Source organism: Aminobacter anthyllidis (genome assembly GCF_018555685.1).
Classification (GTDB): Bacteria; Pseudomonadota; Alphaproteobacteria; order Rhizobiales; family Rhizobiaceae; genus Aminobacter; species Aminobacter anthyllidis.
Genome location: NZ_JAFLWW010000002.1, coordinates 331,685 through 347,509, shown reverse-complemented (window position 1 = coordinate 347,509; position 15,825 = coordinate 331,685). Strand labels below are relative to the sequence as shown.

Here is a 15,825-nt window from a genome sequence, read left to right as displayed (position 1 = left end):
CCTGGATTTCCCGCAGAGCCGAAATCACCTATATCTCCGTCATCTTTCCATTGGTCGCAAACCGCATGCGCATACTCGTCGTCGAAGATGACAAGGATCTGAACCGCCAGATTTCCGAGGCGTTGACCGACGCCGGCTATGTCGTCGACAAGGCTTTTGATGGCGAGGAAGGCCATTTTCTCGGCGATACAGAGCCTTATGACGCCATAGTGCTCGACATCGGCCTGCCGCAGATGGACGGCATCAGCGTCGTCGAGCGCTGGCGTCGCGAAGGCCGCAAGATGCCGGTTCTCATGTTGACGGCGCGCGACCGCTGGAGCGACAAGGTTGCCGGCATTGATGCCGGCGCCGACGATTACGTGACCAAGCCGTTCCATATCGAGGAAGTGCTGGCGCGTGTGAGAGCGCTGATCCGCCGCGCTGCCGGTCACGCATCGTCTGAACTGTCTTGCGGCCCACTCAGGCTCGACACCAAGGCCTCCAAGGCAGACGTCAACGGCGTTCCGCTGAAACTCACCTCGCATGAATTCCGCCTGCTGGCCTATCTCATGCATCACATGGGCGAGGTAGTCTCCCGCACCGAGCTGGTCGAGCATCTTTACGACCAGGATTTCGACAGGGATTCCAACACTATTGAGGTGTTTGTCGGTCGTCTTCGCAAGAAGATGGGAATCGACATGATCGAAACCGTCCGCGGTATGGGTTACCGCATGCGCGAGCCGGAGGCGTAAGGCGGAAAAGCTGGACAAACGACTGGGGCGCTGGAAGCGTTACGCCCTTGGGCTCGGGCCGCGTTCGCTCGCGTTTCGCGTCATCACGTTTTCGACCCTGTGGGCGATCCTTGCCTTTGCCTTGATCTTCACCGTCATCAGCTCGCTCTACCGCCAGACCAGCGAGCGCGGCTTCGACAGCCTGTTGTCGGCGCATCTGTTCAACCTGATTGGCTCTGTCGGTGTCTCGGATGGCGGTACACTGACCGGTGGCCCTGATCTTGGCGACCTGCGCTTCTCCGAGCCTGAATCCGGCTGGTATTGGTCTGTCGAACCGGTTTCGAAGGGTCTTGTCGGGCAACTCAGATCGTCGTCGATGACCGAGCCGGTCGCATCGCCTGATGTCACCGATGTGCCGTTCAACGACGAGTTCCAGCGCCACTACCGGATTGGTGGCATCGTTGGCGAGGAACTCGAAGTGTTCGAAACCGAGTTCGTGCTCGATTCGCAAAACCGCATTGCGCGTTTCCGGGTCATGGGTAACCGCACGGAACTCGAAGACGAGATCCGCGGCTTCGAATGGCGCCTGTTTACCTACCTCTCACTGTTTGGCCTGGGCATGATCGCGATCAACGCGATAGCGATCCTGCTCGGCCTGCAGCCGCTGGCGCGGGTGCGCAACGCGCTGGCCATGGTGCGCGAAGGCACAGCGCAACGCCTGACCGGGCGCTTCCCTGCCGAGATCCAGCCGCTCGCCAACGAAACCAATGCGCTGATCGAAAACAACCGCCGTATCGTCGAGCGGTCGCGAACCCAGGTCGGCAATCTGGCGCATTCGCTGAAAACGCCATTGGCGGTGATGTTGAACGAAGGAAGAGCGCTGGGTGGGCCCAAGGGGCAGCTCATTGCCGATCATGCGGCGGCGATGCAGAAGCAGATAGACCATTATCTGCAGCGCGCGCGTGTGGCGGCCCAACGCGAGAGCGTCGTCTATCGCACGCCGGTCGCGCCGCTTCTGCAGCGCATGGTGCGGGTGATGGAAAAGCTGTCTCGCGGCGCAACGTTCTCGCTAAGCCTGCCGGCAAACGAGGTGGTATTTGCCGGCGAGCGCGAAGATCTCGAAGAGGTTGTCGGCAACTTGCTCGAAAACGCGATGAAATGGGCGCACAGTGCCGTGAAGGTTTCTGTCGAAACGGCGCCGCCAGTGGCCGAGGAGCCACCACGGTTTTCGATCCTGATCGAAGATGACGGGCCGGGAATTCCGGAGGACAAGGCACGCGAGGCACTGCAGCGCGGCAAGCGCCTCGACGAAACCAAGCCGGGTACTGGCCTGGGACTAGCTATCGTCGCCGATCTGGTAAAGGAGTATGGCGGCACGCTTCGACTGGAACGCTCGACGATGGGTGGATTGAAGGCCGTCGTCGAGTTGCGGGGCGTGCAATAGCAACGGCTGGAGAAATGGCTGGCCGAATCGGCCCCATTTCGGCCAAAGATGCAATCTAACGCGGCGCCAAGCCCTTGTAAGCGGACGCAAATTCGGGACCGGTGATGAGCAAGAGACTTCAGGTGGCACTGGTTGCGGGACTGCTAGCCGGCTCAGGCTGCACGACCACCGGTCTGGGCAGCGGCGGCGGCGTTGTGCCATCGCTTGGTGGCGGCGGCGACGGCGCCTCGAGCGGCAAGGTTGCGACGCGCATCATCAATGCAATGGATGGCGGTCTGATCGGCGGTTCGATCGGGGGCGGCTTGAACGATGGCGACCGGCGCAAGGCGCTGGAAGCCGAATATCATGCGCTCGAATACGGTCAAGGCGGACAGGCCGTCGCGTGGAAGGGCGAAAGCCGTTCCGGCGAAGTCGTTGCGGCGCAGCCGTATCGGGTCGGTTCGCAGGACTGCCGCCAGTATTCGCAGACCGTCTTCACCACGGGAACACCGCTGGTCGCGCGCGGCACGGCCTGCCGCAATGCAGATGGAAGCTGGACGCCGCTGACGTAGATACTCACGCGTTGTTGCTTTGGCAAAGACGCCTGAACCGTCAATAAGCCGCAGCACGGAGATGTTGGCAGCTAGGTGGCTGCTGGCTATTTAGGTGACATGCTGTTCTGGGTCATAGCCGCCGTTCTGACGCTTGGTGCGAGCCTTGCGGTCCTGTTGCCGCTCACGCGACGAGCCGAGGGCGAAGCTGACGCCAGTCACGACCTCGAAGTCTATCGCGATCAGCTTGGCGAAGTCGACAGGGACGCGGCACGCGGACTGATTGCGCCATCCGACGCCGAACAGGCGCGCGCCGAGATCGCGCGCCGCATTATCAAGCTAGATGCCGAGAGTGCGCGGGCGCCCAAGAGCACATCCCAGCTTGCGCCGCGCCAAGTCGGCGTCATTGCCGTGCTTGCGGTTCCGCTGCTGAGCTGGAGCATCTACACCGCGATTGGCTCGCCCGAGGTTCCTTCACAACCGTTGAGTGCGCGGCTGTCGCAAAAGCCGGCGGATAGCTCTGTCGACGAACTGATTGCCCGTGCCGAGGCGCATCTCGTCGCCAACCCTTCGGATGGTCGCGGCTGGGACGTGCTCGCGCCCGTCTATCTCAGGATGGGCCGCTCCGACGACGCGGTCACGGCCTATCGCAATGCAGTTCGCATCCTGGGCTCGACCGCCACGCGTCAGGCCGGTCTCGGCGAGGCCATCGCCGGTTCGTCGGGCGGCATTGTTACATCGGATGCGCGCTTGGCCTTCGAGGCCGCGCTGAAGCTTGAGCCCGCTGATCCCAAGGCCCGCTACTTCCTGGCGCTGGCGCTCGCTCAAGAAGGCAAGGTTGCCGATGCAGCCACTGCCTGGCGCCAGCTGTCCGAGAGCCTGCCGGCCGACTCGCCGTGGCGTGCGGCAACGGACCAGGCAATAGCCCAGGCCGAGGTTCGAACCGCCCCGGCCAATGAGGCCGCCGGCGTGGCTGGACCGGAGCAGGCCGATATCGATGCCGCCGCTTCCATGTCTTCAGGCGACCGCACGGCGATGATCGAGGGCATGGTGGCGACGCTCGACGAGAAGTTGCGGCAGAACCCGCGCGATCCGGAAGGCTGGCTGCGGCTGGTGCGTTCGTATCAGGTGCTCGGCAAGACCGATCTGGCGCAGGACGCGCTTGGCCGTGCCTATGCCGCATTGGGCCGCGACAGCGAGGACGGGCGCAAGCTGACGGAACTGGCCAGCACGCTTGGCCTGAAGGTCACGGAGTAGACGATGACGCGCAAGCAAAAACGGCTTTCGGTAATAGCTGGCGCGCTGGTGTTCCTCGGTGCCGCAACAGCGCTGACCTTCTATGCGCTCGGCCAGAAGGCGTCATATTTCTACATGCCTGGCGACCTGCAGGCGGCAACCTTGCAGCCGGGCCAGCGCATCCGCCTCGGTGGCCTTGTCGAGAATGGCAGCATCGTGCGCGGGCAGGGCACCCAGGTCGAGTTCGGCGTGACCGATTCCGAGAAGACGGTGAAAGTGCGCTACACCGGCATCCTGCCCGACCTGTTTCGCGAAGGCCAAGGCGTGATAACAGAGGGCAGCTTCGGCACGGACGGTGAGTTCGTCGCTGACAGCGTGCTGGCAAAGCACGACGAGAACTACATGCCCAAGGAAGTCGCCGACAGCCTGAAGGCAAAGGGCGTATGGCAGGAAACCACCCAATGAATGGCGGGCAGCGCTGATGGTTGAGACCGGTCACTTCGCGCTCGTCCTGGCGCTAGTCCTGTCGCTGGTCCAGTCGCTCGTGCCGCTCTACGGTGCGCACAAGGGCGACGCCAGGCTGATGGCAGTTGGCGGGCCGGTGACCGTGACCGGCTTTGCCATGATCGCGCTGTCCTTCGCCGCGCTGACCGTTGCCTATGTCCAGTCGGACTTCTCGGTCACCAATGTCTGGGAAAATTCCCACTCGCTGCAGCCGCTGATCTACAAATTCACCGGGACATGGGGAAACCACGAGGGCTCGATGCTCTTGTGGGTATTGATCCTCAGCTTCTTCGGCGCCCTGGTCGCGGCCTTCGGCGGCAATCTGCCTGCCACGCTGCGTGCCAATGTGCTTGCCGTCCAGGGCTGGATCGGCACGGCCTTTCTGCTTTTCATCCTGATTACCTCGAACCCGTTTGCCCGCCTGGTGCCGGCACCGATCGAAGGCAAGGATCTTAATCCGATCCTCCAGGACATCGGCCTCGCCGTTCATCCGCCGCTGCTCTATCTCGGCTATGTCGGCTTTTCGGTCTGCTTCTCCTTTGCGGTGGCGGCCCTGATCGAGGGGCGCATCGATGCGGCCTGGGCGCGCTGGGTGCGGCCATGGACGCTGGCCGCCTGGGTGTTCCTCACCGGTGGCATCGCCATGGGCTCCTATTGGGCCTACTACGAGCTTGGCTGGGGCGGGTTCTGGTTCTGGGACCCCGTCGAAAACGCTTCGTTCATGCCCTGGCTTTCAGGCACCGCGCTGCTCCATTCGGCGATCGTCATGGAAAAGCGTTCGGCGCTGAAGATCTGGACGCTGCTGCTCGCCATCCTGACGTTCTCATTGTCCTTGCTCGGCACATTCCTTGTGCGTTCGGGCGTGCTGACTTCGGTCCACTCCTTCGCCAGCGACCCGAGTCGCGGCGTGTTCATCCTGTGCATCCTGACGCTTTTCATCGGCGGTTCGCTGGCGCTGTTTGCGCTGCGGGCATCGTCGCTGACCGCAGGCGGTATCTTCCACCCGATTTCGCGCGAAGGCGCGCTGGTGCTCAACAACCTGTTTCTGACCACCGCGACGGCGACAGTGCTCATCGGCACGCTCTATCCGCTGGTGGTCGAAGCCATGTTCGGTGACAAGATTTCCGTCGGCGAGCCCTTCTTCAACCTGACCTTCGGCCCGTTGATGATACCGCTGCTCGTGGTCGTGCCGTTCGGGCCGCTGCTAGCCTGGAAGCGGGGCGACGTGTTTGCAGTTGCCCAGCGGCTGATGTTCGCCTTTGGCGCAGCCCTTCTGGCCGTTCTGGTGACCTTCCTGTTCATCGATGGCGCCTCGGTGTTCGCGGCCCTCGGGGCAGGCCTCTCGGCCTGGCTCGTGCTTGGCGCGCTCACCGACCTCGCGTTGAAGGCCGGCATTGGCAACGTCGCGCTTGACATGGCGCTGCGCCGCTTCCTTGGCTTGCCGCGCTCGGTGTTTGGCACGGCAATCGCCCATTTGGGGCTGGGACTGACCTTACTCGGCATCGTCGGGACCTTGTCATTCGAAAAGGAAGCGATCCTGGTCATGAAGCCAGGGCAAGTGCTGGAAATCTCCGGCCACAGCCTTCGCTTCGACGGGCTCACGCCCGTGCGCGGGCCGAATTTCACCGAGGACCGGGGACACTTCTCTTTGCTGGGCGCCAACGGGCAACCGAGCGACGTGATCATGTCGTCCAAGCGTTTCTATCCGGTGCGCCAGATGCCGACGACGGAAGCCGGCATCAAGACGATGTGGTTGAGCCAGCTCTATATCTCGCTCGGCGATGAAACCGGTGATGGCTCGGTGGTCGTGCGTGTCTGGTGGAAGCCGCTGGTCACCCTGATCTGGGGCGGCGCGTTGGTGATGATGGTCGGCGGCTTCGTCTCGCTGATGGACCGCCGCCTGCGGGTTGGCGCGCCGGCGCGGCGCAAATCGGCGCAAGCAAAGACAAGTCCGGTCGCGTCATGAACACGAAACTGTTGGCAATTGCGGGCTTTGTCGCTGCGTCTCTATTCGCGGGAGCCGCCCTGGCGGTGAAGCCGAGTGAAATGCTCGCGGATCCGAAACTTGAAGCCCGTGCGCGCCTTCTATCGGAAGAGCTGCGCTGCATGGTCTGCCAGAACCAGTCCATCGATGAGTCCGATGCCGAACTGGCTGGCGATCTGCGCGTGCTGTTGCGCGAACGGCTGGTCGCTGGCGATAGCGACGAGCAGGTGATGGATTACATCGTTTCGCGCTACGGCGAGTTCGTGCTGCTCAAGCCGCAGTTCAACCTGCGCAACGCCCTTTTGTGGGGCACGCCGGTGTTGCTGCTGCTCGGTGGTGGTGCCTTCGTTTTCCTGTCGGCCCGCTCGCGCCGCAGGCAGGAGCCTGCCGCCTTGAGCAAGGACGAGCAGGAGGCGCTTGAGGCGATCCTGCGAAAGGACGCCTGAACAGTACCAACATTACGAAAGTTTCATGCACCGGAAATGGTGGCGTAATGTGAGCCTCTCTATCTCTTGATCCAACGGATGCGAATCCAAGGCATCCTGTTCAAGAGGATCAGAGACAATGAGCACCAACCCCCTTTCGCGTTCGCGCAAGCGTCTCCTGACTGCCGCCGCATCTGTCGCCCTTGCGGGTGCAATCGGTCTCGGTGCCATCACCAGCGGAACCGCCCCCGTCTATGCCGAGGCTGTGCGCGTTGAGGCGCCTCAGGCCACCGGTTTTGCCGATGTCGTCGCCCAGGTCTCGCCGGCGGTCGTCAGCGTGCAGGTCAAGGCCTCCATCGCGCCGGCCTCCGACCGTGGCGACTCGCCGTTCTCGGACCAGCAGGGTTTCGACAATCTCCCCGACAATCATCCGCTGAAGCGTTTCTTCCGTCAGTTTGGCGAAGACGGCAACCGCGACCAGAATCGTGGTCCGCGCTACAACCGTCGCGACGGCAACCAGAAGCCGCGTCCGGTTGCCCAGGGCTCGGGCTTCTTCATCTCTGAAGACGGCTATCTCGTCACCAACAACCATGTCGTTGCCGACGGCAGTGCCTATACGGTCGTCACCGGCGATGGCAAGGAATATGACGCTAAGCTGATCGGTACCGACCCGCGCACCGATCTCGCCGTGCTGAAGGTCGATACCGACACCAAGTTCACCTATGTCGGCTTTGCCGACGACGCCAAGGTTCGTGTCGGCGACTGGGTCGTTGCCGTCGGCAACCCGTTCGGCCTCGGCGGCACCGTTACCGCAGGCATCGTCTCGGCGCGCGGCCGCGACATCGGCGCTGGCCCTTACGACGACTTCCTGCAGATCGACGCGGCGGTGAACCGCGGCAATTCGGGCGGTCCTGCCTTCAACCTCAACGGCGAAGTGGTCGGCATCAACACCGCTATCTTCTCGCCGTCTGGCGGCAATGTCGGCATCGCCTTTGCCATCCCCGCCTCGACCGCCAAGCAGGTGGTTCAGGATCTGATGAAGAGCGGCAGTGTCCAACGTGGTTGGCTCGGTGTGGAAATCCAGCCGGTCACCACGGACATAGCTGAGTCTCTCGGCCTGAAGAGCGAGAAGGGAGCTCTCGTTGCGAGCGCCCAGGACACCGGCCCGGCCAAGAAGGCGGGCATCGCTGCCGGCGACATCATCACCCAGGTCAACGGCCAGGACGTCGCCTCGCCGAAGGAGCTTTCGCGCCTCATCGCCGGTATCACTCCCGGAAAGTCGGTCGACATCACCGTCTGGCGCAATGGCAAGGCCGAAACCATCAAGGTTGGCCTCGGCGAAATCCCCGGTGCGGACAAGCAGGCTTCGGCAGCTCAACCCGCATCGCCCAGCGAGCCGAGTTCGCTGGCTGACCTTGGCCTTACGGTCACCCAGTCCGAGGACGGCAAGGGTCTCGTCGTCACCGACGTCGATCCTTCTAGCGACGCCGCCGATCGTGGCGTCCAGGCAGGCGACGTCATCACCACGGTGAACGCGGTCGAGGTCAAGTCCGCGGCCGACGTCACCAAGGCGCTCGACCAGGCGGAGAAGGCAGGCCGCAAGGCTGTTCTCTTCCAGATCAGCCGCGATGACGCCAACCGGTTCGTCGCCCTGCCGCTCAATCAGGGCTGACCGTTTACTCCCGCCGGGCGGCTTCATCACCCCCAGCCGCACGGTGGGAGCTTACGGCGCCGGATAGTTTGTCAGTATTCGATTCCGGCACCGGTGGCAGCGGGCTCCCATCGCCCGCTGCCACTTCCACGTTGGGAGGAAACGACATGTCGCCTCTGACATCCCACAAAATCGCGTATAACGACGGCATGAAGATTCTTGTCATCGAAGATGACCGCGAGGCCGCCGACTACATGCAGAAGGCATTCGCGGAAGCCGGTCATACCGCCCATGTCGCGGGTGACGGCGATTCAGGTTTCGCGCTTGCCGATGCTGCCGAATACGATGTCCTCGTCGTCGATCGCATGCTGCCGAGGCGCGATGGTCTCTCGGTGATCGCCGGCCTGCGTTCGCGTGGCAATACAACACCCGTCCTGATCTTGTCGGCACTCGGCGAGGTCGATGACCGTGTGACCGGCCTGCGCGCCGGCGGCGACGACTATCTCACCAAGCCTTATGCTTTCTCCGAATTGCTCGCGCGTGTCGAAGTTCTCAACCGGCGCGCACCGGCCCGCGAATCCGAGACGCTTTACCGGGTTGGCGATCTCGAGATCGACCGGCTGTCGCACACGGTGCGCCGCGCCTCCCAGGAGATCATCCTGCAGCCGCGTGAATATCGCCTGCTCGAATATCTGATGCGCCACGCCGGCCAGGTGGTGACGCGTACCATGCTGCTCGAGAATGTCTGGGATTATCATTTCGATCCCCAGACCAATGTCATCGACGTCCATATCTCGCGTTTGCGCGGCAAGATCGAGAAGGGCTTCGAAAAGCCGATCCTGCACACCATTCGTGGCGCCGGCTACATGCTCAAGGCGGGCTGATGGCATTCAGGCTGCCGGCCATCATGAAGACCACCGCGGCGCGCCTGTCGGCGCTCTATTTGCTGCTTTTTGCGCTCTGTGCCGTCCTGCTTGTCTTTTACATGACGTCGCTGTCGGCGCGCATGCTGCTGGCGCAGACACAGGAAACCATCAACGAGGAAGTACAGGGCCTTGCCCGCGCCTATCAGCGCGGCGGCATACCCGTTCTGGTGCGCGTTGTCGAACAACGCTCGCGCCAGCCCGGCGCCAATCTCTATCTGCTCGCCGATCCCAATGGCCAGATCCTGTCTGGCAACGTCGAAAGCATCCAGCCCGGCGTGCTGCAGCGCGAAGGCTGGACGGAGCTGCCGTTTTCCTACGAGCGTTACGGTGAAGCCGCGGGCAGGCGTCAACCGTCGGCCGCCGCTGCGGCACCCGAAACCGAAACGCTTACCGAGGTTGGGCACAACGCAATAGCTGTTGTCCTGCGCCTGCCCAACCAGATGATCCTCATGGTCGGCCGCGACCTTGGCGAGCCGGAGCGGTTCCGCAGTGTCATCCAGCGGTCGTTGATGCTGGCGCTTGGCATGATGGGCTTTGGCGGCCTGCTGATCTGGTACTTCGTCGGCCGCCGCGCCTTGAAGCACATCGACAGCGTTTCGGTTGCCAGCCGGCGCATCATGGCCGGCGACTTGAGCGGCCGCCTGCCGGTAACTGGCGCGGGCGACGAGTTCGACAGGCTTTCGGAAAACCTCAACACCATGCTCGCCCGCATCGCTCATCTCAATGATGGGCTGAAGCAGGTGTCCGACAACATCGCCCATGATCTCAAGACGCCGCTGACGCGTCTGCGCAACAGGGCCGAGGCCGCGCTCTCCGGCAAGAAGACCGGCGCCGACTACCGCGAGGCGCTGGAAGGCACCATTGCCGAGTCCGATCAGCTCATCCGCACCTTCAATGCGATCCTGATGATCTCGCGGCTCGAGGCGGGTTATTCCGCCGAGTCGCTCGACAAGGTCGATCTCGCTGCCGTCGTTCACGACGTCGTCGAGCTTTACGAACCCGTTGCCGAGGAGCTTGGCGTAGGCTTCGAGGCGACCGTCGCCGGTCCGGTCGTCGTCAACGGCAATCGCGAACTGATTGCCCAGGCGCTTTCGAACGTCATCGACAACGCCATCAAATATTCCGCCGGTTCGGTCGAAAAGCCTCATGTCGGCGTCACCTTGAACCGCGACGGCGACGAGATTCGGCTGCAGGTCGCCGACAATGGCCTCGGCATTCCCGACGAGGGCGATCGGGCGCGCGCCACCGAGCGTTTTGTCCGGCTCGAAAAGAGCCGTTCGCAGCCGGGTTCCGGCCTCGGCCTCAGCCTCGCCAAGGCCGTGATGACGTATCACAATGGCCGACTTGATCTTTTGCCTGGCAATCCCGGATTATCGGTCCTGATGGGGTTCCCCGGATCGAAGGACGATTAGATGAAAACTGTGGCTGCCAGGAAGAACGCGACCGAGTGGCAGCTGGAGCCTACGGCCAATGTCTCGCCGCTCGATCCGGAGCGTGCGCGGCGCGAACTTGACGAGCTTGCCGTCGTTGCCAGGGAGGAGGGGCTCGATCGCCTCGCCGCATTCCTCAAGGCCAAGGGGCCGGCGCAGGATTTCCTTGCCGCGGTTTTCGATCTCTCGGAATTCATGCGCCACAGCGCCCGGCGCCAGCCGGAAATGCTCGACAAGCTGTTCGACCAGACCATCGAGGAGCGGCTTCAGGCGATTGGCGAAGCCATTGCCGGCGCCCCGCGCGAGGATGGCGTCGTCGAAAACACCCTGATGATGCGGTTGCGACGGCTGAAGGCCGAGGCACACTTTCTCATCGCGCTTGCCGATCTCTCCGGCGAGGCCAGCGCATCTGACAGCGTGCGCCGGCTGAGCGACCTGGCCGACTTGTGCACCAGTGCTGCGGTGAATTTCCTGCTCAGGGACGCACACGACCAGGGCAAGCTCAAGCTGCCCGATCCCGAAAACCCGACAGTCGGTTCCGGCTGGATTTTGCTCGGCATGGGCAAGCTCGGCGCGCATGAGCTGAATTTTTCTTCCGACATCGACCTCGTGGTGTTCTTCGATCCGGAAGCGCCGGCAATCATCGATCCGTTGGAATCCACCGAACTGTTCGCTCGGCTCACCCGGCGCCTTGTCCGCATCATGCAGGACCGCACCGAACACGGATATGTCTTCCGCACTGACCTGCGCCTGCGTCCCGATCCCGGCTCGACGCCGCTGGCCATTCCGATCCTTGCAGCGCTCCACTACTATGAAAGCCGCGGCCAGAACTGGGAACGCGCGGCGATGATCAAGGCGCGCCCGGTGGCGGGCGACATCGCCGCCGGCGAGGCCTTCCTGAAAGAGCTCCAGCCCTATGTCTGGCGCAAGTACATGGACTACGCGGCGATCGCCGACGTCCACTCGATCAAGCGCCAGATCCACGCCCACAAGGGCCACGGCGAAGTCGCGGTTAAGGGCCACAACGTCAAGCTCGGCCGCGGCGGCATCCGCGAGATCGAGTTCTTCGTCCAGACCCAGCAGCTGATCGCCGGCGGCAGGTTTCCCGAATTGCGTGGCCGGGCAACCGTGCCGATGCTGACCCAGCTCGCCCTGCGTGGCTGGATCACCGGCGAGGCACGCGACGCACTTGAGCGGCAATACTGGTTCCTGCGCAGCGTCGAGCATGCCATCCAGATGGTTGCCGACGAGCAGACCCATACCTTGCCGGAGGACGACGAGGGTGTCGCGCGCATCGCCCACATGCTCGGCTTTGCCGACGCGGACGCGTTCGCCAAGGTATTCCGCGCCTCGTTGCAGGAGGTCGAGCGCCACTATGCGGCGCTCTTCGAGGCCGCGCCCGAGCTGTCCTCCGGCGTCGGAAACCTGGTCTTCACCGGCGACGTCGATGATCCCGACACACTGCACACGCTGCGCCAGCTCGGTTTCCAGCGCCCCTCCGACATATGCCGGGTCATCCGCAGCTGGCACTTCGGCCGCTACCGCGCCACACAGTCGGCCGAGGCACGCGAACGCCTGACCGAATTGACGCCGGCGCTGCTTGAGGCGTTCGGCAAGACTCGCCGTGCCGACGAGGCGCTTATGCGCTTCGACGAGTTCCTCGCCGGCTTGCCTGCGGGGATACAGCTGTTTTCGCTGCTCCAGTCCAATCCGGCGCTGCTCAAGCTTTTGGCGACGATCATGGGGGCGGCGCCACGCCTTGCCGGCATCATCACCCGCAGGCCACATGTCTTCGACGGGCTGCTCGACCCCGCCTTGCTGTCCGAACTGCCGGACCGCGCCTACCTTGCCGCCCGTCTTGCGGCCTTCCTTGAAAGCACCCGGCTCTACGAGGAGGTGCTCGACCGGCTGCGCATCTTCGCCGCCGAACAGAAATTCCTCATCGGCGTACGCCTGCTGGCTGGCGCGATCGATCCGGCGCGCGCCGGCAAGGCCTTTTCCGACCTGGCCGACCTGACGGTGGCCGCGGCACTCGAAGCCGTCGAAACTGAATTCGCGCGGCGTCATGGCAGGATCGCCGGCGGTCGCGTCGCGATCCTCGGCATGGGCAAGCTCGGCAGCCGCGAACTGACCGCCGGCTCCGATGTCGACCTGATCCTACTCTACGACCACGATGAAAACGCCGAGGAGTCCGACGGCGACAAGCCGATGGCGCCGTCGCATTATTTCTCGCGCATGACCCAGCGCCTGATCGCCGCGGTCTCGGCACCCACAGCCGAAGGCGTGCTTTACGAACTCGATCTCAGGCTGCGCCCGTCGGGCAACAAGGGGCCGGTTGCGACCCATATCGATTCGTTCCGCAAGTATCAGCGCGGAGAAGCGTGGACATGGGAGCACATGGCGCTGACCCGTGCCCGCCCGATCGCTGGCGATGCCTCGCTCTGCACCGAGGTCGAGGCCGAGGTCGCAGCGATCATTAACTTGCCGCGTGAGGCCGCCAAGGTTGCCACAGAGGCGCGCGACATGCGCCAGATGATCGAGGACGAAAAGCCGCCGCACGATCTGTGGGACATCAAGCTGGTTCCAGGCGGGCTCATCGACCTTGAGTTCATCGCCCAGGTGGCGGTGCTGACCGGCAGGATCGAAGGGCAGGGGCATGCGACAGGCACCGCCGACACGCTGCACCGTCTGGCGCCTGAACTCGCCGATGCGCAGGTGCGCCAGGATCTGGTCGACGCCTACATGCTCTATTCGGCCATCACACAAATGACGAGGCTGTGTCTCACCGGTGCGTTCGAGCGGAACGATGTTCCGCCGGGTCTGTCGGATTTGCTGCTCGCGGCAACCGATCTTCCCGATTTCGCCGTTCTTGAGGCCCATCTCAAGGAGACGTCGCAAAAGGTCAGGGTCCACTTTGACCATTTGCTTCGTGCGAAGCGCAAGTGAGGCGGTGGGACGCCGCATCTGAGCTTCGATCAGCATCGGGGGTGTCGATGCAACAGGAGAAACCCCATGAGCAAGTCAACCAGGATCGCCATCGCCTTTCTCGCCCTCGCCGGCACGGCCGGCACCTCCGCCTTCGCGGCGAACCAGCAGGGACCGCGCGGCCAGAACATGAAGCCGCAGATGCGCTTCGAGCGGGCCGACGCCGACAAGAGCGGTGACGTCACTTTCGAGGAGTTCGCCGCCGCCATGAACACGCGGCTGGTCGATGCCGACGAAAACTCCGACGGCAAGATCACCGTCGCCGAGGTGGCGGACCAGATCCAGCGCATGCGTGCCGAGCGCATGGCCGAACGTCTGATCAAGCGTTTCGACACCAATGGCGATGGTGAACTGACCAAGGCCGAGATCGAGTCGCGGCAGAAGAAGCTCTTCGCGCTGCTCGACCGCAACGACGACGGCAAGATCGTCCAGGACGAGATGCCTGCTCGCCACTGGCGCGGCGGCAACGGCAAGCGCTAGCGCCGACACGACGCCTACAAACCTCCCGGAGATTGCCTCTCCGGGAGGTTTTGTTTTGTCCGGACACTGCTTCGCGCAACCTTGCCGCAATCAAGCCGGCCTTTGCTCGCCTCCGACAAAGGAGTGCTGCCATGGGTTGGATCGTTGCCATTCTCTCGCTGTTCATTTCCACTGCCGCTTTGGCCCAAGCGGCGTTGCCGCCCACGCCGCCGGGCAGGGTGCTCGCCGAATTGCTGGAAGCGCTCAACACGGGCGACCCGGCCAAGGCCGAGGCATTCGACCGCACTTACCGGCCCAGGGATCCGATCGCCGGAATGGGGCCCCTGCGCGAGCAGACCGGCGGCTTTGAGCTGGTCAAGGTGGAGCAGAGCGATGCCACCACCCTTGTCGCCATCCTCAGGGAAAAAGCCGGCGATCGTTTCGCGCGGCTGGAGCTCGGCTTGAGTGCCGATGCCGAACCTAAGCTTAGCCGCTTCAAGCTCGATCCGGTCATGCCCCCCGCCGGCCTTGGCGCCAAGCGGCTGCCCCTGGCTGATGCGGTCGCAGCCTTGGTGAAGCATCAGGATGAGGCAGCGGCAGCCGACAGCTTCTCCGGTGCGTTGCTGATCGCCAAGGACGGCAAGGTCGTACTGGAGAAGGCATGGGGACTAGCCGACCGGGAGCGCAAGCTGCCCGTGACTGTCGACACCAAATTCCGCATAGGCTCGATGAACAAGATGTTCACGGCGGTGGCGGTGCTGCAGCTTGTCGAAGCCGGAAAGCTTGGGCTGGATGAGCCCATCGGTACATATCTGTCCAGCTACCCCAGCAAGGACATCGCCAAAAAGGTGACAGTGCGCAACTTGCTCACCCACACCGGCGGCACCGGCGACATCTTCGGTTCCGAGTTCGACAAGAACCGGCTCAACCTGCGCACGATCGACGACTACATCGCGCTCTATGGCAAGCGCGCGCCGCTGTTCGCGCCGGGCGCCGGGCAGCGTTACTCGAACTACGGCTTCATCCTACTCGGTGCGCTGATCGAGAAGGCCAGCGGGATGAGCTACGAGGATTATGTCAGGAAGAACGTGTTCGCGCCGGCCGGCATGATGTCGACAGGCTCGCTGCCTGAAACCGAGCCGGTACCGGGGCGTTCCATCGGCTACCTCAACCAGGGCGGCAAGCTTGTGCCCAACACCGACACCCTGCCGTGGCGTGGCACCTCCGCCGGCGGTGGCTACTCGACTGTTGGTGATCTCTGGCGTTTCGCTGAGGCGCTCCAAGCCGGCAAGCTCGTTTCCAAGGCGATGCTCGATCTGGCGACCAGCACGCAGTTCCCGATGTTCGGCTTTGGTTTTGCCGTTGTCGGCGAGGGCAACTGGAAAGGCTTTGGCCACAATGGCGGCGCGCCCGGCATGAGCGGCGACCTGCATATCTTCCCCAGGCTGGGCTACGTGCTGGTTTCGCTTTCCAACCTCGATCCGCCGGCGAGCACGCGGCCGCTGGAGTTCATCGAGGCCCGGCTGCCGGAAGCGCCTTGA

At 63.5% G+C, this 15,825-nt stretch carries 13 protein-coding genes; all 13 read left to right on the top strand.

Annotation, left to right across the window (positions count from 1 at the left end):
* The first annotated feature begins 65 nt into the window (after positions 1-65).
* The 13 genes from J1C56_RS06825 (at position 66) to J1C56_RS06765 (ending at position 15,825) form a co-directional block, all read left to right on the top strand.
* Complete coding sequence (locus tag J1C56_RS06825) at positions 66-731, top strand: response regulator transcription factor (protein WP_067964332.1); 666 nt, start codon at positions 66-68, stop codon at positions 729-731.
* A gap of 22 nt (positions 732-753) precedes the next feature.
* The gene (locus J1C56_RS06820) at positions 754-2,154 is read left to right on the top strand and encodes an ATP-binding protein (RefSeq protein WP_214388280.1); all 1,401 of its coding nucleotides are present in this window, start codon (positions 754-756) and stop codon (positions 2,152-2,154) included.
* A 104-nt stretch (positions 2,155-2,258) separates the two neighbouring features.
* The gene (locus J1C56_RS06815; protein WP_214387276.1) at positions 2,259-2,705 is read left to right on the top strand and encodes a hypothetical protein; all 447 of its coding nucleotides are present in this window, start codon (positions 2,259-2,261) and stop codon (positions 2,703-2,705) included.
* Between the two features lie 99 nt (positions 2,706-2,804).
* The gene (gene ccmI, locus J1C56_RS06810; RefSeq protein ID WP_214388278.1) at positions 2,805-3,941 is read left to right on the top strand and encodes a c-type cytochrome biogenesis protein CcmI; all 1,137 of its coding nucleotides are present in this window, start codon (positions 2,805-2,807) and stop codon (positions 3,939-3,941) included.
* A gap of 3 nt (positions 3,942-3,944) precedes the next feature.
* Entirely contained in the window at positions 3,945-4,385 is a 441-nt protein-coding gene (ccmE, locus tag J1C56_RS06805; protein WP_214387274.1) for a cytochrome c maturation protein CcmE, read from the top strand.
* 16 nt (positions 4,386-4,401) lie between these two features.
* Positions 4,402-6,390, top strand: coding sequence for a heme lyase CcmF/NrfE family subunit (locus tag J1C56_RS06800; RefSeq protein ID WP_214387272.1), 1,989 nt, complete (start codon positions 4,402-4,404; stop codon positions 6,388-6,390).
* A complete protein-coding gene (locus J1C56_RS06795) occupies positions 6,387-6,854 on the top strand; it encodes a cytochrome c-type biogenesis protein (protein WP_214387270.1) in 468 nt (155 codons plus the stop codon). Before J1C56_RS06800 ends, J1C56_RS06795 begins: the two co-directional genes overlap by 4 nt.
* Positions 6,855-6,972: 118 nt before the next feature.
* Positions 6,973-8,505, top strand: a complete 1,533-nt coding sequence (locus J1C56_RS06790) for a Do family serine endopeptidase (protein ID WP_214387267.1) — start codon at positions 6,973-6,975, stop codon at positions 8,503-8,505.
* Positions 8,506-8,693: 188 nt separating this feature from the next.
* Positions 8,694-9,368 carry a response regulator transcription factor gene (locus J1C56_RS06785; RefSeq protein WP_214388276.1) on the top strand — a complete coding sequence of 225 codons (675 nt, stop codon included), beginning with the start codon at positions 8,694-8,696 and terminating at the stop codon, positions 9,366-9,368.
* Positions 9,368-10,822, top strand: a complete 1,455-nt coding sequence (locus tag J1C56_RS06780) for a sensor histidine kinase (RefSeq protein WP_214387265.1) — start codon at positions 9,368-9,370, stop codon at positions 10,820-10,822. The genes J1C56_RS06785 and J1C56_RS06780 overlap by 1 nt, the downstream gene beginning before the upstream one ends.
* Positions 10,823-13,786 carry a bifunctional [glutamine synthetase] adenylyltransferase/[glutamine synthetase]-adenylyl-L-tyrosine phosphorylase gene (locus J1C56_RS06775; protein ID WP_214387263.1) on the top strand — a complete coding sequence of 988 codons (2,964 nt, stop codon included), beginning with the start codon at positions 10,823-10,825 and terminating at the stop codon, positions 13,784-13,786.
* Positions 13,787-13,852: 66 nt separating this feature from the next.
* Positions 13,853-14,305, top strand: a complete 453-nt coding sequence (locus J1C56_RS06770; RefSeq protein WP_214387261.1) for an EF-hand domain-containing protein — start codon at positions 13,853-13,855, stop codon at positions 14,303-14,305.
* A gap of 131 nt (positions 14,306-14,436) precedes the next feature.
* Entirely contained in the window at positions 14,437-15,825 is a 1,389-nt protein-coding gene (locus tag J1C56_RS06765; protein WP_214387259.1) for a serine hydrolase domain-containing protein, read from the top strand.